Here is a 16,389-nt window from a genome sequence, read left to right as displayed (position 1 = left end):
TCTTTTAGCGGCGCTGGCGGTTCAGCAGCCTGAGGCGCAGGGCATTCAGCTTGATGAAGCCGGCGGCGTCGCGCTGGTCGTAGACCGAATCCTCTTCGAACGTGACGTGCTCCATGGAGTAGAGCGAGTCGTCAGACTGGCGGCCCTCGACGATGACGTTGCCCTTGTAGAGCTTCAGGCGTACCTGGCCGTTGACCGCATCCTGGCTCTTGTCGATCAGCGCCTGCAGCATCTCGCGCTCCGGCGACCACCAGAACCCGTTGTAGATGAGTTCCGCGTAGCGCGGCATCAGTTCGTCCTTCAGATGGGCGGCGCCGCGGTCGAGGGTGATCGATTCCATGGCCCGGTGCGCGGTCAGCAGAATGGTGCCGCCCGGCGTTTCGTAGACGCCGCGGCTTTTCATACCGACAAAGCGGTTCTCCACCAGATCCAGGCGGCCGATGCCGTTGGCGCCGGCCAGTTCGTTCAGCCGGGTCAGCAGGGCGGCGGGGGAGAGCCGCGCGCCGTCGACCGCCACCGGATCGCCTTTCTCGAAGTCGATGGTGATGACCGTCGCTTTGTCGGGGGCGTCTTCCGGCGAGACGGAGCGGGAGTAGACGTATTCCTCCGGCGCGTCCCAGGGATCCTCCAGCACCTTTCCCTCGGCGGAGATGTGCAGCAGGTTGGCGTCGACCGAAAACGGCGCTTCGCCGCGCTTGTCCTTGGCGATGGGGATCTGGTGCTTCTCGGCGAAGTCGATCAGCTTGGTACGGCTGTTCAGCTCCCACTCGCGCCAGGGGGCGATTACCTTGATGTCCGGGTTGAGGGCATAGTACCCGAGCTCGAAGCGGACCTGGTCGTTGCCTTTGCCGGTGGCGCCGTGACAGACGGCGTCGGCTCCGGTCTCGGCGGCGATTTCGATCTGGCGCTTGGCGATCAGCGGGCGCGCGATGGAGGTGCCCAGCAGGTAGACGCCCTCGTAGAGCGCATTGGCGCGGAACATGGGGAAGACGTAGTCGCGCACGAAGTCTTCGCGCAGGTCCTCGATGAAGATGTTCTCCGGGCGGATGCCCAGCATCTCGGCCTTCTTGCGGGCCGGCTCCAGCTCCTCGCCCTGGCCCAGGTCGGCGGTGAAGGTCACCACTTCGCAGTCGTAGGTGCTCTGCAGCCATTTCAGGATGACGGAGGTGTCGAGGCCGCCGGAATAGGCGAGCACGACTTTCTTGATCTCGGACATGATGGATGAACGCCCCAAACGGAAAAACCGCGCGAGTATAGGCAACCCGGGGCCCCAGGCAAGAGGGGGGCAAGAGGCGGTTGGAGGCGCGGCGGCCGGGTTTCAAGGGTTCCCGTTCGCTGCTTGCCGCGGTCAGCCTATTCGAAGATCTCGGGGATGGCCTTGCTGGTTTTCAGCGCCGGCCAGTCGGTGAAGGCGAAGACCCAGATGAGGACGACGTTCACCCCGGGCAGCAGCATGGCCAGGGACCAGAGACGGGAGTGGCCGGCCCGGCGCAGGATGCGCGCGTGCAGCCAGACATAGATGGCGGCCAAAACGATCAGCACCGGCCAGAAGACAAGCAGGAAAAGCGTCATGGTCGTTCCTCCCGTCTCAGCGCGTCGGTGGCAGGGCGTTGGGTCCCCGTGTATGGGATCCCCGCGCGCTGGGCCACTCCGCGAAAGCCAGGATCATCGGCGCAACGAAGCCACCCAGCGGCAGGAACACCATCAGCGAAAGGGCCGGCGGCAGGCCGGCGCGGGCAAAGATGCGCCAAAGGGGATAGATGCAGAGGATCGCAAAGACGAAACCGCCAAGCAGGATGACCACCATGTCGGCCAGGCTCCCATGGGTTCAGGTTCAGGTCATCGGCGGCTGCGGCAACCCTAAAGCCAAAGCGGCGTTGATCCAAGAGGGGCAGGGGTGCCCGATGACCGGGGAAGCGTATGAGGAGGCGGTCAGAGGTCGGCGCCTGCGCGCTCGCTTTTCTTCCGGCGCTCGGACTCCGACTTGAGTTGGCCGCAGGCGGCCAGGATGTCGTCGCCGCGGGTGGCGCGCACCGGGCTGGAGATGTGGGCGGCCGAGAGGATGTCGGCGAAACGCTTGATGGTCGCCGCATCGGAGCACTCGAAAAAAGACCCCGGCCAGGGATTGAAGGGAATCAGGTTCACCTTGGCCGGGATGCCCTTCAGCAGCGCGATCAGGCGACGCGCGTCTTCCTCGCTGTCATTGACGCCCTTCAGCATGACGTATTCGAAGGTGATGCGCCGGGCGTTGTGGGTGCCCGGATAGCTGCGGCAGGCGTCGAGAAGCATCTTCAGCGGATACTTCTTGTTGATCGGCATGATCCAGTCGCGGGTCTCGTCGGAGGTGGCGTGCAGGGAGACCGCGAGGTTCACGTCCAGCTCGCGCCCGCAGCGTTCCATCTCCGGCACCACGCCCGAGGTCGAGAGGGTGATCTTGCGCTTGGAGATCGACAGCCCCTCCGGGTCCATGGCGATCTTCATCGCCGCGGCGACATTGTCGTAGTTGTAGAGCGGCTCGCCCATGCCCATGAGGACGATGTTGGTGACTTGGCGGCCCTCAGCGGGACCCCCGGAGCCGTCTCCCGGCCATTCGCCCAGGCCGTCCCGCGCCACCATGATCTGGCCGACGATCTCGGCGGGCGCGAGGTTGCGCACGAGGCGCTGGGTGCCGGTGTGGCAGAACTTGCAGGTCAGCGTGCAGCCGACCTGGCTGGAGACGCAGAGCGTGCCGCGGTCCTCTTCGGGGATATAGACCGTCTCAACCTGCTGGCCGTCCGGCAGGTTCAGCAGCCACTTGCGGGTACCGTCGCGCGAGACCAGCGCCTCGGCCACCGCCGGGCGGGCGACCGTAAAGCGTTCGCCAAGCCGGGCGCGGAAATCCTTCGACAGGGTAGTCATGGCGGCGAAATCGGTCTCGCCGCGATGATAGATCCAGTGCCAGAGCTGCTTGGCGCGGAACGGCTTCTCCCCCAGCTCGGCCATAGCCGCCGCCAGCTCGGCGCGCGACAGCCCGACCAGATTGCGGCGCTCGGCGGCGCTCTCCGGCGGCGGGGCAAAGGCTTGGGCGTGGCTTCGGCTCATGGCGCCCTAGATACGATCTCGGCCGGCCCGCGACAAGAGGCCGCGGACAGCCATCGGATACGAGACCGACCGGGGCGGCTTGCCGGGTTCGGTCGCGGCTAAAGGCCGCAGGCTCTCTGGGCCGCCTGATAGGCCTTGGTGAAACCGGAAAGCGAATAGGTGTCGACCGTGTCGGTGCCGCGCTCCGAGGTGCCGCGCACCACCATGGTGTTGCCGCGGATCATGGCTTGCACCAGCTTCTGGTCGGTCGGTTTGTCGACGGCCCAGGCGGACGCGCCCTGGGTAAACAGCTTGACCGTCATGGCGCCGACTTCGATCTCCACGGCGGAGTTTTCCTGGTAGGTATAGCCGGCCTGGATGCTGACCTCATCCACCCGGTCTTCCGCCGGACGGTGCGTAACCATCGCGTGTATGTCGCCGCGAATGCTGTAGTTGCCTTCCGCCTTGGTCGGCTCGCTGGCGATGAAACATGTGGGTGTGTCGTTCTCGGTGAACCTGAACGCACTCCAGTCTGAGAAATCGCCAATCCGTTCAACCCCCTGCGCCTCTGCGGTGCCGGCCGGAAGGTTCGCGCTAAGGGCGAAAATCGATAGGATAAAGATCTTCCTGAGTGACATGAGCGAAGACACGAGCGCCGTTGATGGGATGTTATTCTCCGACATGGCCGCTATTATAGGGCTGGCCAGCAAGCCTGCCACCCCTCTGCGACTGTCGGCAGTCTGGCTTGCCTTATAACAAAAGCACGAGCCTTCCAAAAACAATAGTTTAACGGGCTTCGGACGGGTCTAACGGCAATTGGAGGGTGGGGTTGCGCCCCGGTGCGGGGCAATCCACAGTTTGTCTATGATAATTCGGAATATCGCCGGCGCTTCCACTGATCCAAAGGCGGCTTTGGGCCGTACACACAGATGTAACGGAACAGGTGGCAAGCGTGGCGGTACGGAGAGAAGCGGTCCTGCCTGTCGGATTCACCCTGGGTGGGCCTGCTAGAATGGCGGCTATGCCCAAGGTCTCCAACGGCAAGGCCGACCCGGGATACCTGGCCGATCTGCTCGTCTCCGTCGGGCGGGATCGGGACCGGATCGCCTTTGCCGAACTGTTCAGTTATTTCGGCCCCAGGGTGAAAGCCTATCTGATGCGCCAGGGGGCCGGCGAAGCACAGGCCGAAGAGCTGGTGCAGGAAGCGATGATCATGGTGTGGCGCCGCGCCGAAAGCTTCGATATGTCGAAGTCCGGTGCCAGCACATGGATCTTCACCATCGCCCGTAACAAGCGGATCGATGCCCTGCGCCGCGAAAAGCGGCCCGAGTACGACCCCGACGACCCGGCCCTGGTGCCGGCGGCGGCGGAAGATGCAGACAGTTTGGTGGAGGCCGCCCAGCAGTCGGAGCGGCTTTCGGTGGCAATGAAGTCTTTGTCGAGTGAGCAAGCGGAACTGATCAGAATGGCGTATTTCGAGGACAAGGCGCATGGCGCCATCGCAGAGGAGACGGAGTTGCCGCTCGGCACCGTGAAGTCCCGTCTGCGCCTCGCCCTCGGTCACCTCCGCAAGGCGCTCAAGGAGTACCAGTGATGCCGAAGCATCATCCTTCTGAAGAAATCCTCATGGCCTACGCGGCCGGCAGCCTTCCCGAGGCGTTGTCCCTCGTGGTCGCCAGTCATTTGACGCTGTGCCCGGCCTGCCGCGCCGAGGTGGAGGCCTACGAAGCCCTGGGCGGGTCGCTGATGGACGCGCTCGATCCCGCCAGCCTGGACGAGTCGGCCTTCAGCAGCATCATGGCCGAGATCGACATGCTCGACAGCGAGACCGAAGAAAGCGCGCCCTGGGGCGGTGCCATGCCTTTGCCGCGCAAGCCGGATATGGAGGACCCCTCCCTGCCGCGCCCGCTGCGGGATTATCTGCAGGTCGACCTCACGGCGCTGCAGTGGCGCAAGGTGATGCGCGGGGTGGAGGACACCGAGATCGAACTGGGCCCCGATGGGGCGAAGACACGCCTGATGCGCATCCAGCCGGGCGTGGCCGTGCCAAAGCACACCCATCATGGCCAGGAAGTGACCCTGGTGCTGGAAGGCGGCTACAGCGACGCTGACGGGCATTACGAGCGGGGCGACGTGCAGATCGCCGATCCCTCCGTCGACCATCAGCCGGTCGCCGACGTGGGCGAGCCCTGCATCTGCCTGGTCGTCAGCGACGCGCCGATGAAGATGACCGGAACCTTCGGCCGCCTGCTGAACCCCTTCGTCACTTACTGATCGGCGCCGACAGCGTCGAAAGAGGATCGGACCGGCCTTCCGCCGGTCCGTTTTCTTTTTTGAGGCTGCGATAGCGCCGCGTCATGCTGCGGCGATCACTTCGATCTCGACCAGCCAATCGGGCGTCAGGGTCTCGACGACGATTGCTGTGGTCGGCACCCGCCGCCGGCCCAGGGCGGTCAGGCGGGCCTGCTGGTTCTTCTCCGCATAGCCGGCATCGCGCAGATAGCTGGTGACACGCATGATGTTGTCGGTCGTCATCCCGGCTTCGGCCAGGATGCGGCGGATGTTCGACCAGACCAGGTCGAGCTGCGCCTCCAGGGTCTCCGCGGCCTGGCCGCCGCCGTCGAGGCCCATGGTGCCGCTCACGAACAGCAGCCGCTCGCTGCCGCGCAGTTCCAGCGCGTGCACGTAGTCCGGCGTGGCCGGATAGACCCCGGTCACCGGGTTTACCGTTCTCTCTTCCATGATGAATATCCTTTCTGGCCCAGGCATAATGTCCGAATGGACTGGGCATCAAGGAACGATTGAGTTTATGGAATCAGAAACGAAGGATCTGCCGCAGAAGAGAGGGCCTCAACGCCCTCTCGATACCTTTGACCGAAAGATCTTAGCCGCCATGACCGCCGACGCGCGCCAGACCTATGCCGAGATGGGGCGGGCGGCAGGGCTTTCCGCCCCGGCGGTGCACGAGCGGGTTAAGCGCCTGAAGGCGTCCGGCGCCCTTGCCGGGACGACAGCGCGGATTGACGGCGCCGCCGTCGGCAAGCCCTTTCTGGCGTTCGTCCACGTCGATGCGGAAGGCTGGGGCAAAAGCCAGCGCATGATGCGGCTGAATGCTTTCCCTGAGGTCGAGGAGATGCACTCGGTGGCTGGGGACACCTGCGTCATCGTCAAGGTCCGGACGGCCAGCGCCCAAGCGCTTGAACAGTTCCTGTCCCAGGTCTTTGTGCTGCCCGGCGTCCGCGGGACAAAGAGCTTCGTCGTGCTCTCGACCTACCTTGAGCGGCCGGTCCAGGCAGAGGTGACAGGGGAATGGCCGGCGGTTCCCTTGCCGCCGGAGTGATTGACGCAACCCCACCACCTTCAGAGCCCAGCCCATTCAGAGCCCAGCCCATTCAGAGGACGAAGCCCATGAGCCTGCAGCACCTGATCGCGCCCGACGCCGCCCCGCCACCGCCCACGGCCCGCTACAGCCACGCGGTGAAGGCCGGCCCCTTCCTCTATGTGACCGGCCAGCTGCCGGTCGACCCGGACGATCCGCAGGCGCCCCTGCCCGACGGTATTGCGGCCCAGACCCACATGTCCTTCCGGAACCTCGCGCGCATTGTCGATCATGCCGACTACGTCTTGGCCGACACCGTCTTCGCGCGAATCTATCTGACGCAGTTCGAGCGCGACTACCCGGAGATGAACCGGGTCTACGGCGAGTACTTTCCCGATGCGCAGCGCCTGCCCGGGCGCACCACCGTCGGTGTTTCGGCGCTGGCGCGCGATGCGCTCGTGGAGATCGATCTGGTGCTCTGGAAAGGTTAGCTGCGTGCCGCCTGGCTGCGTTGGTAGTGGCGGCGTGCCTTCGCGCGGTTGCCGCAGGTCTCCATCGAGCACCAGCGCCGGCGGCCGTTGCGGGTCTCGTCGACGAACAGCCATCCGCAGTTGTCCGCCGGGCAGATCTTGATCCGGACGCGCTCGCGCGGGTCGGCCAGCAGGGCGGCGGCGGAGATCGCCAACACTGCCTGAAGGCGTCCGGCGGCGGAGACCGCTGCGGGTCCGCCGGCTTCTGCCAGAGCGTCGTTCCGGATGCCGCGCAGGGCCGTGTTGACGGCCCGGACACCGTCCCGGGCTCCGTCCTTCCCGCCGGCCACCTTCAGCACCGTTGCGCGCAGCGCAGCACGGAAGGCCTTGAGGCGGGCAAGCTCCCGGGCGGTCTTGGGGCCGGCGACGCCGTCCAGGCCGGCCGCCGCCATCCAGCGGTCCACGTCGGCCGGCGTCGCCAGCTTCTCATGCACCACCTCGCCGTCCGCCGCCCAGTCGGCGGTGTTCAGGAAGTCGAGGATCAGCCGCTCTCCGCAGAGCCGGACCGGATGGCTGGCATAGCTCATCCCCATACCTAACCGCTACAACGGTTGACGCGCAAGCCGCCGGCTGCTTTATAACCTCTATGATGGTTAGAAATGGACAAGACCCTCAGGCCCCGCAGGCCCGCCCGGCAACCGTGCTCGATGGGCGCGGTGTCCGTGCGGGCTTCCTGCGTCTGGCGCCCGTCGGTGTCTTCGCCGCCCCTTTCGGCCTCGCCTTCGGCGCGGCGGCGGTCGAGCACGGCCTGCTGCCGCTCGAGACCCTGATCATGAGCGCGACGGTCTTTGCCGGCGCGGCGCAGTTCGCCGTGCTGGATCTCTGGAGCCATCCGCTCCCGCTGCTCTCCATCGCGCTCACCGTTCTGGCGGTCAATGCCCGCCACCTGCTGCTCGGGGCGGCGCTGTCGCCCTGGGTCAACGCGCTGCCCTGGCCGCGACGCCTGCTGGCCCTGCCGCTGCTGAGCGATGCCAACTTCGCCGACAGCTACCGTAGCCTGCGCGAAGGAGGCGGTGACGGTGTGGCCAACCTCGGCGTTCTGGTCGGCGGCGGCCTCGCGCTCTGGCTGGCCTGGACCGCCGGCACGGCGCTGGGGGCTTACGCAGGCTCCGGCCTCGGCGATCTCGGCCGCTTCGGGATCGATCTCGTGATGGCCTGTTTCTTTGCCGCCGTCGCTGCAGGAGATCTGAAAACCCCATCGTCCCTGCTGCCCGCTGCGGTGGCCGCCGCGGTTGCCGTCCTTGCGCTGGAAGCCGTGCCTGCGGGATGGAACATCATTCTCGCCGCCCTGGCCGGCGCCTCCGTGGGCGCCCTTACGGGGAGACTGCGCCCTGGCCGATAGTGTTGCGACAATACTGGCCATTGCGGTGATGGCCCTGACCACCCTGGCGACCCGCGTTCTCGGACCGGCGATCATGAGCCGCTTTTCGGTGACCCCGGTCCTGGAGGGTTTCCTCAACGCGCTCTCCAGTTCGGTCATCGTCGCCATCGTCGCGACCGTGGTCGCCCAGGGTGGCTGGCGGGAGGCTGCGGCGGTCGCGCTGGCGGCGGGCGTGATGCTCGCAGCCCGCAGCGCCGTCTGGGCGATGCTGGCCGGTGCAACCTGCGCGGCGCTGTGGCGCGTTGCCCTGGGCTGAAGGGCGCCGACCTAGGCCCGGCTCGGACGGCGCCTAATTCTGCTGCCCTTGTTTTGGCCGCACCTCCTTGGGCCGCACTTACTTGGGACGCACTTTTTGGGCACCGGAGATGTGCTCGGGCAGGGCCTCCGGTTCGGCCCGGGGGTTCACCGCGCGGCGGGCGAAGCGTCCCTGGGCGATCATGCGGTCGTACATCACCAGCGCCCCGGCCAGCCCGACATTGATGCAGAACCGGGTCGGGATCTTCACCATGTGGTCGCAGCGCGCCTGCAGCGCCGGCGACAGGCTGCCCCGCTCCGGCCCCAGCACATAGGCGGCCGCGCGGGGATGAAAGAACGACGGCAACTCGACCGCATCCTCGGTCAGCTCGATGCCGACCAGGGCACAGCCGCGCGGAAGCTGCAGTTCGTCGACCGAAGGATAGGTGTAGAGCGGCAGGTTCTTCGCCGCATCGGAGGTGTCGGAGAGCTTCACCTCCTTGGGATTGAAGTCCGGTTCGATGGTGAAGAAGAAGCTGGCCCCGAAGGCATGGGCGGAGCGCAGCAGACTGCCCAGGTTCATGGGCTTGCTGATGCGCTCGGCCCCGATGGCAAAGTATCCTCGCATGGCGCGAAAACTTGCATGGCCGGGCCGCGGGAGGCAAGCTGCATGGCCGCCGGGTCAGCCGGGTCAGGCCGTTCCCGTTCCCCTCCGCGATCCAGCCTCATGCCGTCCAAAGTCCAAGTATCACTGCCTGCATCCGCCGCCGCTGGATTGTCCTCTGGGGCCGTGAACCCGCTGCTGGTGGAGGTCACCCGCGGCGCCATGGTGGAAAGCCGTCACCGTGCTGCGCTGGCGGTGGTGGACCGCGATGGCAAGGTGGTGCTTTCCGCCGGCGACGTCGAGCGACCGGTCTATGCCCGCTCGGCGATCAAGTCGCTGCAGGCCCTGGCGCTGGTGGAAAGCGGTGCGGCCGATGCCTTTGCGGTCAGCGACGCCGAACTGGCCATGGCCTGCGCCAGCCACTCCGGCGAGCCGCGCCACGTCGAAACGGCGGAGGCCTGGCTGGCGCGCATCGGCTGCGAAGTGGGCGATCTGGAATGCGGGCCGCAGCTCCCGGTGCACGAACCCTCGATGATCGCGCTTCTCGCCGGCGGCAGGTTGCCGACGCCGGCCCACAACAACTGCTCGGGCAAGCACAGCGGTTTTCTGACCCTGGCCCGCCACATGGACGTGGCGACCCGTGGCTACGTCAAGATCGAACACCCCGTGCAGCAACGCATCCTCGGGGTCCTTGAAGGCATGACCGGCCTCGACCTCGGCGCCGCGCCGCGCGGCGTCGACGGCTGCGGCATTCCGGTGCTCGGCATTCCCCTCGGCAACATCGCGCTGGCAATGGCGCGCCTCGGCCGGCCCGACGACCAGCCGGAAACGCGGCAGGCGGCTTGCCGCCAGGTCCGCCGCGCGGTGGCGGCGGAACCCTTCATGGTCGCCGGCAGCGGCCGCTTCGATACCCTGGTCATGGAGAAGACCGGCGAGAAGGCACTGATCAAGACCGGGGCCGAAGGGGTCTACTGCGCCAGCTTCCCGGAACTGGGCCTGGGCGCCGCCGTGAAGGTCGACGACGGCGCCGGCCGCGCGGCGGAGATCGTCATGGGCCGACTGCTGCGCCGCCTCGACATTCTGAGCGAGGACGAGGCGGCGGCGCTCGGCGGCGTGTTGAGCGCCACGGTGCGCAACCGCGCCGGGCTTGCGGTGGGCGAGGTGCGCCCCGCCGAACAGATTCCTTTCTAGAAGCCATCCGAAGTCTCAAGGAGAGGACGCTGATGCGTGCTGTGGTATGCCGTGCCTGGGGCAAGCCTGAGGAGCTGGAACTGGAAGACATCCCGGCCCCGGCGCCCGGCCCTGGCGAGGTTCTGCTGGAGGTCGCGGCCGCCGGTGTGAACTTCGCCGATACCCTGATGATCGCCGGGCGCTACCAGGAGCGGCCCGAGTTCCCTTTCTCCCCGGGCCTGGAAGTGGCCGGGCGTATCACGGCGCTGGGCGCCGGGGTGACGGATCTTGCCGAGGGACAGCGGGTGCTGGCCCTGACCGACGGCGGCGGCTACGCCGAAGCGGCCCTGGCGCGGGCCGCCGACGTCTTTCCCATTCCCGACAGCCTCGGCTGGGCCGAGGCCGCGGGTTTTCCCATCACCTACGGCACCGCCCACGGGGCGCTGCGCTGGCATGCGGACCTGCAGGCCGGCGAGACCTTGCTGGTGCATGGCGCTGCCGGGGGCGTCGGCCTGGCGGCGGTGGAGATCGGCAAGGCCCTGGGCGCCCGGGTCATCGCCACGGCCGGCGGCGCCGGGAAGCTGGCGATCGCCAGGGACCACGGCGCCGATTCGGTGATCGACTACCGCGAGGAAGATATTCGCGAAAGGGTGAAGGCGCTGACAGACGGGCGCGGCGCGGATGTGGTCTTCGACCCGGTCGGCGGCGACGTCTTCGACGCCTCCCTGCGCTGCATCGCCTGGTCGGGCCGGCTCCTCATTATCGGCTTTGCCGCCGGCCGGGTGCCGGAGATTCCGGCCAACATCCTGCTGGTGAAAAATGTCGCTGCCATGGGGGTCTACTGGGGGTCCTACCGCCGCCACGCGCCGGAGCGCCTGGCCGAGGAATTCCGCGAGCTCTTCGCCTGGTATGAAGAGGGCCGGCTGCGGCCACACGTTTCACACAAGCACGATCTCTCGGAAGCCGCGGAAGCCATGGGGTTGCTGCTGAACCGCCGCTCCACCGGCAAGGTGGTGCTGACCACGGGCGCGGCCTAGAGTCTTTCCTGTCATGCCCGCATCCTCACTCTGCATCCCCGGTTAGGCGGCCCCGCCATGAGCGAGCGCGTCCGCGACCAGTACGAGGCCTATCCCTATCCCTCCCGCGACCCGGCCGAGGAGGCGCGGCGCCTCGTGGTCGGCTCGCCCAGCAACCTGATGGAGGTGAATCACTACCTCTACGCCGGGCGGCGCGATTTCAGCCGGCCGTTCCGGGCCCTGGTGGCGGGCGGCGGCACCGGCGATGCCGCCATCATGCTGGCCCAGCAGCTCTCGGATGCTGGCCAGGCTGGCGGCAGGGAGTCAGGTGGCGGGGCTGCAGGCGGCGGCGAGGTGGTCTACCTCGACCTCTCCCAGTCGTCACGTGCCATCGCCGAGGCTCGGGCCGTGGCGCGCGGCCTCACCAATCTGCGCTTCGTCACCGGCTCCCTGCTGGAGGCCGAGAGCCTCGACCTCGGCGTCTTCGACTACATCGACTGTTGCGGCGTGCTGCATCATCTGGCCGATCCGGCGGCCGGGCTGGCCGCCCTGAGCGGGCTCCTGAAGCACGACGGCGGCATGGGGCTGATGGTCTACGGCACGCTGGGGCGCAACGGCGTCTATCCCTTGCAGGAAATGCTGCGCAGCCTGGCGGGCGACCGCTCCCTGGCGGATCAGGTGGCGCTGGCCAGGCGGCTTCTGAAGACGCTGCCGAGCAGCAATCTCTTCGCCCGCAATCCGGTGCTGCGCGACCATAGCGGCAGCGACGCCGAACTGGTGGACCTGCTGCTGCACAGCCAGGACCGGGCCTATTTGGTGGAGGAAGTTGCGGCCCTGGTGGAGGGGGCGGGCCTGCGGCTGGTCAGCTTCATCGAGCCGATCCGTTACGACCCGGCGACCTATGTGAAGGACCCGGTCATCCTGAAGGAGCTGTCGTCCCTCGCGCCGCTGGAGCGTGCCGCCTTTGCGGAGAAGCTGGCCGGCAACATCAAGACCCATATCTTCTACGCCTCCAAGAACCAGATCGAGGACACGGTGGCGGCGCCGGTGGGGCGCGATGCCATCCCCTGCCTGCGGGTGCTCGAGGGTCCGCAGCTCGCCAAGGCGGTGCAGCGCGACCTGACCCTGAAGGGGGAGTTCGACGGCCTCTCCCTGCAGTTCGCCCTGCCGCGGCTGGCCCCGGCGATCCTGCCCTGGGTTGACGGCCAGACCTCTCTGGGGCGGATCCAGGAGACCCTGCAGGACCTCGACCCGCGCCACGACTGGGCGTCCTTCAAGGTCCAGTTCGATCAGCTCTACGGCGTGCTCAACGGGCTCAACCATCTCTTCATCCGCTATCCGCTGCCTTGAACGTCGGCAATCCGGCCAGTGGCGGCGGCACAGCCTGTGGTCCATCCTTCGAGGCTCCGCTGCGCTCCGCACCTCAGGATGAGGTCCCTGGGATGAGGCCCCTGGGATGAGACCGGTGCCTGCGGCCTACCCACACCCTCATGCTGAGGAGGGCCGGCAGGCCCGTCTCGAAGCATGCCGCACCGTCGTCGGGATCGGGTCTTGGAGGTGGCCAAAGCAAAAGGGCGGTCCCCCCGGACCGCCCTTTGTAACTTCTCTCAGCGGCCCTCGGCCGCCAAGCCTTAGCTGGCGCTGTGGTCCAGCCCGATGTCACGCAGCAGGTGCTGGTCGAGATCGCGGGTGGCATAGGCCAGACGTCGCTCGCGGCGCTCGGCCTCATAGACCTCGCGCAGTCGGGCGAAGCCGTCGGCGAGGGCGGTGAAAAAGCCGCTCTGCAGGCCCATGGCCGGACGGCCGGGCGCGAAAGGGCGGGCGGAATAGGTCATGTGGGCCATGGTCCTGTCTCCTGTCTGTCTTAGCGGCCCGCCTGCGTCTTGCAGAGCCGGCGCCGCCGGTTGATCCCAATCTCTTAGGCCGACAGATAAGCCGCTTTTTGCGTTGCGACAAATGCTGGGAATTCAGAACGTCTATGCTGTGGCAGCATAGCTCTAATTCATTTTATCTTAATAATGTCAATGGCTTGTCGCATTCAGAACATAAACTGTCTGATCCACTCCAAGCGCCCCGGACGTGGCTCCCGAACCATCGCCGAAGGCCTCCCCACAGTGCCGCCGCGCACAGTCCTCCAAGGCGGCAGGAGGCGGCTTGCGCCGTGCCCGCGATACAGCCTTGCGAATCACATAAGTCTGTGCTTATCTAATTTTCATGATCGAGAACGACGTCTTCAAGGCCCTGGCCGATCCGACCCGCCGCTCCATCTTCGAGAAGCTGGCGGACGGCGGCAGGAACGCCAGCGCGTTGCGCGAGGGGATGCGGATCAGCCAGCCGGCCATGTCCCAGCACCTCTCGGTGCTGCGCAAGGCGAGACTGGTGCGCGAGGAGCGGCAGGGACGCTTCGTCAACTATGAGGTCGATCCGGAGGGCCTGGCGCTGATCGCCGGATGGCTCGCCAGGTATCGCGCCTACTGGCCGGCGCGGATCGATGCATTGAAAGCCTTGCTGAAGGACATGGACTCATGAAAGACCGGAAGACCCAGCGCCGGGAGACTGAAGAGCAGGTGGCCGATCTGGAGTTGGAGGTCGAGCTCGATGCACCGCCTCAGAAGGTCTGGCGCGCAATCAGCATGCCGGAGTTTCGTGACCGGTGGCTGCCGGAAGCAAACCTGACCGATGCGGAGCCGGTCTCTTCCGAAGAAGGCAAGGAAGTCCGCTACGGCATGAAGGACGACGCGCCGCCCTTCCTCGAAAGCGTGGTGACGTTCCAGATCAGGCCCAACGGCGAGGGCGGCACCATCCTGCGCATCGTGCATGAGCTGGCGGACGAACGCCTGCTGCAGCAACCCCAGGCCGCCAACACCAACCGCCCCGTCCTCATGCGCGCTGCCTGACGCGGCGGATTGCCGGCGGCCCGCGGGTCGGAGTTGGGCGGGTCGGCGTCGGATAGTTCAGAAAACAGGAGTTCGCCCATGCGCGAAACCATGCAGCTCGTCCCCATGGTTGTCGAACAGTCCAGCCGGGGGGAACGCTCCTTCGACATCTACTCCCGCCTCCTGCGCGAGCGGGTCGTCTTCCTGAACGGCGAGGTCAACGACACGGTCTCCGCCTTGGTCTGCGCGCAGCTCCTATTCCTGGAGGCCGAAAACCCGAAGAAGCCGATCTACTTCTACATCAACTCGCCCGGCGGTGTGGTGACCAGCGGCCTCGCCATGTACGACACCATGCAGTACATCCGCCCGCCCGTGCATACGCTCTGCATGGGAACGGCGCGCTCCATGGGGTCCTTTCTGCTGATGGCCGGGGAGCCGGGCGAGCGGGCGGCGCTGCCCAATGCCAGCCTTCATGTCCACCAGCCCCTGGGCGGCTTCCAGGGCCAGGCATCGGACGTCCTGATCCATGCCGAGGAAATGCAGAAAACCAAACGTCGCATGATCCGGCTCTATGCCCAGCACTGCGGGCGCAGCGAGGAAGAGGTCGAGCGCACCCTCGACCGGGACCACTTCATGACCGCCGAAGAGGCCCTGGAATGGGGGCTGATCGACCGCATCCTTCAGGAGCGCGACGTCAAGGACGCGCCGGAGAACCCCTAGGCCAAATCCGGCGGTGCCGTCAGGTGCGGGAGGACGGCAGGCTGACGTCCTTGAAGGCCAGCAGCGCGGCGGCCACGACGATCAGGGTCCCCGAAAGGCGGTTCACCCACTGCGGACTGCGTCCGCTGAAGCGCCTGAGCAGACCTTGAGCCGTCGCCCCCCAGACGGTGAGTAGCACGCCGTCGATCGCGATGTAGGTGAGGCCGAGGATGACAAGCTGCGGCCAGATCGCCTTGGCGGGGTCGATGAACTGCGGGAACAGCGCAGCGAAGAAAAAGATCGCCGTCGGGTTCGTGGCAGAGGTGATGAAGCCCTGGCGATACAAGTCTGGACGAAAGAGGCCGGGGCGGAACGGGCCGTTTCTCCGGCCAGCCGGATGAGACGGCGTCGTGAGGTTCGATGACGGCGAACGGAACAGGCGGATGCCGATCCAGGCGAGATAGGCGACGCCGAGCCACTTGATCACGGTGAGCGAGGCCGGGACGGTCGCGATCAGGGTTGCCAGTCCGAAGCCCGCGGCGATCATCTGCAGCATGTTCGCCGTCAGGTCGCCGGCCACCGTGTTCATGCTCGGCCTGACGCCGTAGCGCAGGCTGTTCGTGATCATCAGAAGCTGGCTCGGTCCGGGCGGCGAGGCGAAGAACACCGCAACCGTCGCCAGATAGGCCAGGTATACCTCCAGCGGCACCGGCACCTCCTCATGGATGCCACCCCGTCATGAAAGGGCAGGGCGGGCTTTGTCGTTCTCGCGCGTATTGTGATCTTGCCGGCTTCGCTGCGAAACCGGTCGCCAGTCAAAGCCTGTCGAGAAACGGACAATCCGTGCTCTAGCAGGCTGCTGAACAATGAGGATGGAGCCCTTGATCATCCTTCGAGACAGCCCCTTGCGGGCTTCCTCAGGATGAGGCTTGGGCCAATGCCAGCGCGCTGACCTTATGCTGCGGAGGCGCCCCTTAACTTATGGGGGCGCCGTCTCATCTCTGTGGGCGATTTCGGCGCTATCCGCCGGGCGCTGTTGCTCTGCGCTGCCGAGGAGGGATATCCCGAGGCGCGGGCAGTGAATGAAAATCTGACAGAAAAATGACCGATTATCGTCCGAAGTCCCGACGGTACCAGGGCCATAAGACATATACAATCAAAGGTCGCTGTTACCGCGCCCTGAGCAACAAGCAGACCTGGGCCAAGCTTAGGGATGGGCCAAGCTTAGGGATGGGCCAAGCTTAGGGATGGGCCAAGCTTAGGGATGGCGCAAGCTTAGAGATCGATTTCGACGCGTTGACCGACAGACAGGCAACGCGGTCGATCCAGAGATCTGCGTGGCGCGCCTAGCAATTCAGGAGACTGCAAGTCATGTCGCGAATTGACCACGTCAATGGGGTGTTGAAAGAGTTCGGCGCAGAAATGGGGCTGCCTCTCGAACTCGGCGCCGGGGACCGCACCAGCCTGCGGTTCGACGACCTGCTGGTCACCTTCGTCTAC

The 16,389-nt window shown here is 66.3% G+C and carries 22 protein-coding genes; 12 read left to right on the top strand and 10 right to left on the bottom strand.

Features of this window, described 5'->3' with window-relative positions:
- Positions 1–4: 4 nt before the first annotated feature.
- The 5 genes from Q0982_RS14015 to Q0982_RS13995 all read right to left on the bottom strand — a co-directional run bounded on the left by Q0982_RS14015 (position 5) and on the right by Q0982_RS13995 (position 3,770).
- Complete coding sequence (locus Q0982_RS14015) at positions 5–1,216, bottom strand: argininosuccinate synthase (protein WP_299396581.1); 1,212 nt, start codon at positions 1,214–1,216, stop codon at positions 5–7.
- 137 nt (positions 1,217–1,353) lie between these two features.
- Positions 1,354–1,572, bottom strand: a complete 219-nt coding sequence (locus Q0982_RS14010) for a hypothetical protein (RefSeq protein ID WP_299396579.1) — start codon at positions 1,570–1,572, stop codon at positions 1,354–1,356.
- Between the two features lie 16 nt (positions 1,573–1,588).
- A complete protein-coding gene (locus Q0982_RS14005; protein ID WP_299396578.1) occupies positions 1,589–1,807 on the bottom strand; it encodes a hypothetical protein in 219 nt (72 codons plus the stop codon).
- Positions 1,808–1,932: 125 nt separating this feature from the next.
- Entirely contained in the window at positions 1,933–3,081 is a 1,149-nt protein-coding gene (gene rlmN, locus Q0982_RS14000) for a 23S rRNA (adenine(2503)-C(2))-methyltransferase RlmN (RefSeq protein ID WP_299396576.1), read from the bottom strand.
- Positions 3,082–3,179: 98 nt separating this feature from the next.
- A complete protein-coding gene (locus Q0982_RS13995) occupies positions 3,180–3,770 on the bottom strand; it encodes an invasion associated locus B family protein (RefSeq protein WP_299396574.1) in 591 nt (196 codons plus the stop codon).
- A 311-nt stretch (positions 3,771–4,081) separates the two neighbouring features.
- Between Q0982_RS13995 and Q0982_RS13990 the strand changes: the two genes are divergently transcribed.
- Both Q0982_RS13990 and Q0982_RS13985 read left to right on the top strand, forming a co-directional pair.
- Complete coding sequence (locus Q0982_RS13990) at positions 4,082–4,654, top strand: sigma-70 family RNA polymerase sigma factor (RefSeq protein WP_299396572.1); 573 nt, start codon at positions 4,082–4,084, stop codon at positions 4,652–4,654.
- The gene (locus tag Q0982_RS13985) at positions 4,654–5,334 is read left to right on the top strand and encodes a ChrR family anti-sigma-E factor (RefSeq protein ID WP_299396571.1); all 681 of its coding nucleotides are present in this window, start codon (positions 4,654–4,656) and stop codon (positions 5,332–5,334) included. Before Q0982_RS13990 ends, Q0982_RS13985 begins: the two co-directional genes overlap by 1 nt.
- Before the next feature lie 81 nt (positions 5,335–5,415).
- Here Q0982_RS13985 and Q0982_RS13980 read toward each other — a convergent pair whose 3' ends face one another.
- Entirely contained in the window at positions 5,416–5,802 is a 387-nt protein-coding gene (locus Q0982_RS13980; RefSeq protein ID WP_299396569.1) for a RidA family protein, read from the bottom strand.
- A gap of 28 nt (positions 5,803–5,830) precedes the next feature.
- Here Q0982_RS13980 and Q0982_RS13975 point away from each other — a divergent pair, with 28 nt between their 5' ends.
- Both Q0982_RS13975 and Q0982_RS13970 read left to right on the top strand, forming a co-directional pair.
- Positions 5,831–6,400, top strand: a complete 570-nt coding sequence (locus Q0982_RS13975; RefSeq protein WP_322097026.1) for an Lrp/AsnC family transcriptional regulator — start codon at positions 5,831–5,833, stop codon at positions 6,398–6,400.
- A gap of 68 nt (positions 6,401–6,468) precedes the next feature.
- A complete protein-coding gene (locus Q0982_RS13970) occupies positions 6,469–6,870 on the top strand; it encodes a RidA family protein (protein ID WP_299396566.1) in 402 nt (133 codons plus the stop codon).
- Here Q0982_RS13970 and Q0982_RS13965 read toward each other — a convergent pair.
- On the bottom strand, positions 6,867–7,436 hold the full coding sequence (locus Q0982_RS13965; RefSeq protein ID WP_299396564.1) for a CGNR zinc finger domain-containing protein: 570 nt from the start codon (positions 7,434–7,436) through the stop codon (positions 6,867–6,869). The two genes, Q0982_RS13970 and Q0982_RS13965, sit on opposite strands and share 4 nt — an antisense overlap.
- A gap of 59 nt (positions 7,437–7,495) precedes the next feature.
- Between Q0982_RS13965 and Q0982_RS13960 the strand changes: the two genes are divergently transcribed.
- Both Q0982_RS13960 and Q0982_RS13955 read left to right on the top strand, forming a co-directional pair.
- Positions 7,496–8,251 carry an AzlC family ABC transporter permease gene (locus Q0982_RS13960; protein ID WP_299396563.1) on the top strand — a complete coding sequence of 252 codons (756 nt, stop codon included), beginning with the start codon at positions 7,496–7,498 and terminating at the stop codon, positions 8,249–8,251.
- Positions 8,142–8,546, top strand: a complete 405-nt coding sequence (locus Q0982_RS13955) for an AzlD domain-containing protein (protein ID WP_322097025.1) — start codon at positions 8,142–8,144, stop codon at positions 8,544–8,546. The genes Q0982_RS13960 and Q0982_RS13955 overlap by 110 nt, the downstream gene beginning before the upstream one ends.
- 78 nt (positions 8,547–8,624) lie before the next feature.
- Here Q0982_RS13955 and Q0982_RS13950 read toward each other — a convergent pair whose 3' ends face one another.
- Positions 8,625–9,152 (bottom strand): RNA methyltransferase, encoded by a 528-nt coding sequence (locus Q0982_RS13950; protein ID WP_299396559.1) that lies wholly within the window; start codon positions 9,150–9,152, stop codon positions 8,625–8,627.
- Between the two features lie 162 nt (positions 9,153–9,314).
- Here Q0982_RS13950 and Q0982_RS13945 point away from each other — a divergent pair, with 162 nt between their 5' ends.
- From Q0982_RS13945 to Q0982_RS13935, 3 genes are read left to right on the top strand one after another with little or no spacing between them, the layout of a single operon-like run.
- Positions 9,315–10,319, top strand: a complete 1,005-nt coding sequence (locus Q0982_RS13945) for an asparaginase (RefSeq protein ID WP_299396558.1) — start codon at positions 9,315–9,317, stop codon at positions 10,317–10,319.
- Between the two features lie 32 nt (positions 10,320–10,351).
- Positions 10,352–11,335 carry an NADPH:quinone oxidoreductase family protein gene (locus Q0982_RS13940; protein ID WP_299396556.1) on the top strand — a complete coding sequence of 328 codons (984 nt, stop codon included), beginning with the start codon at positions 10,352–10,354 and terminating at the stop codon, positions 11,333–11,335.
- A gap of 57 nt (positions 11,336–11,392) precedes the next feature.
- Positions 11,393–12,664 carry a bifunctional 2-polyprenyl-6-hydroxyphenol methylase/3-demethylubiquinol 3-O-methyltransferase UbiG gene (locus Q0982_RS13935; RefSeq protein ID WP_299396555.1) on the top strand — a complete coding sequence of 424 codons (1,272 nt, stop codon included), beginning with the start codon at positions 11,393–11,395 and terminating at the stop codon, positions 12,662–12,664.
- Positions 12,665–12,945: 281 nt separating this feature from the next.
- Here Q0982_RS13935 and Q0982_RS13930 read toward each other — a convergent pair whose 3' ends face one another.
- On the bottom strand, positions 12,946–13,158 hold the full coding sequence (locus Q0982_RS13930; RefSeq protein WP_299396553.1) for a hypothetical protein: 213 nt from the start codon (positions 13,156–13,158) through the stop codon (positions 12,946–12,948).
- Between the two features lie 370 nt (positions 13,159–13,528).
- On the opposite strand from Q0982_RS13930, the gene Q0982_RS13925 reads away from it, so the two are divergent.
- The 3 genes from Q0982_RS13925 (at position 13,529) to Q0982_RS13915 (ending at position 14,910) form a co-directional block, all read left to right on the top strand.
- Complete coding sequence (locus Q0982_RS13925; protein WP_299396551.1) at positions 13,529–13,843, top strand: helix-turn-helix transcriptional regulator; 315 nt, start codon at positions 13,529–13,531, stop codon at positions 13,841–13,843.
- Entirely contained in the window at positions 13,840–14,211 is a 372-nt protein-coding gene (locus tag Q0982_RS13920; protein WP_299396549.1) for an SRPBCC domain-containing protein, read from the top strand. Before Q0982_RS13925 ends, Q0982_RS13920 begins: the two co-directional genes overlap by 4 nt.
- Positions 14,212–14,289: 78 nt before the next feature.
- Positions 14,290–14,910: an ATP-dependent Clp protease proteolytic subunit gene (locus Q0982_RS13915; RefSeq protein WP_299396548.1), complete on the top strand. Its 621-nt coding sequence runs from the start codon at positions 14,290–14,292 to the stop codon at positions 14,908–14,910.
- 19 nt (positions 14,911–14,929) lie between these two features.
- On the opposite strand, the gene Q0982_RS13910 is transcribed toward Q0982_RS13915, so the two are convergent.
- Positions 14,930–15,598 carry a LysE family translocator gene (locus Q0982_RS13910; protein ID WP_299396546.1) on the bottom strand — a complete coding sequence of 223 codons (669 nt, stop codon included), beginning with the start codon at positions 15,596–15,598 and terminating at the stop codon, positions 14,930–14,932.
- Positions 15,599–16,389 lie beyond the last annotated feature (791 nt).

This window comes from Pelagibius sp. (assembly GCF_028281305.1).
GTDB lineage: Bacteria > Pseudomonadota > Alphaproteobacteria > Kiloniellales > Kiloniellaceae > Pelagibius.
Note: the sequence above shows the minus strand (reverse complement) of the source record. Positions and strands in the feature narration are given on the sequence as shown.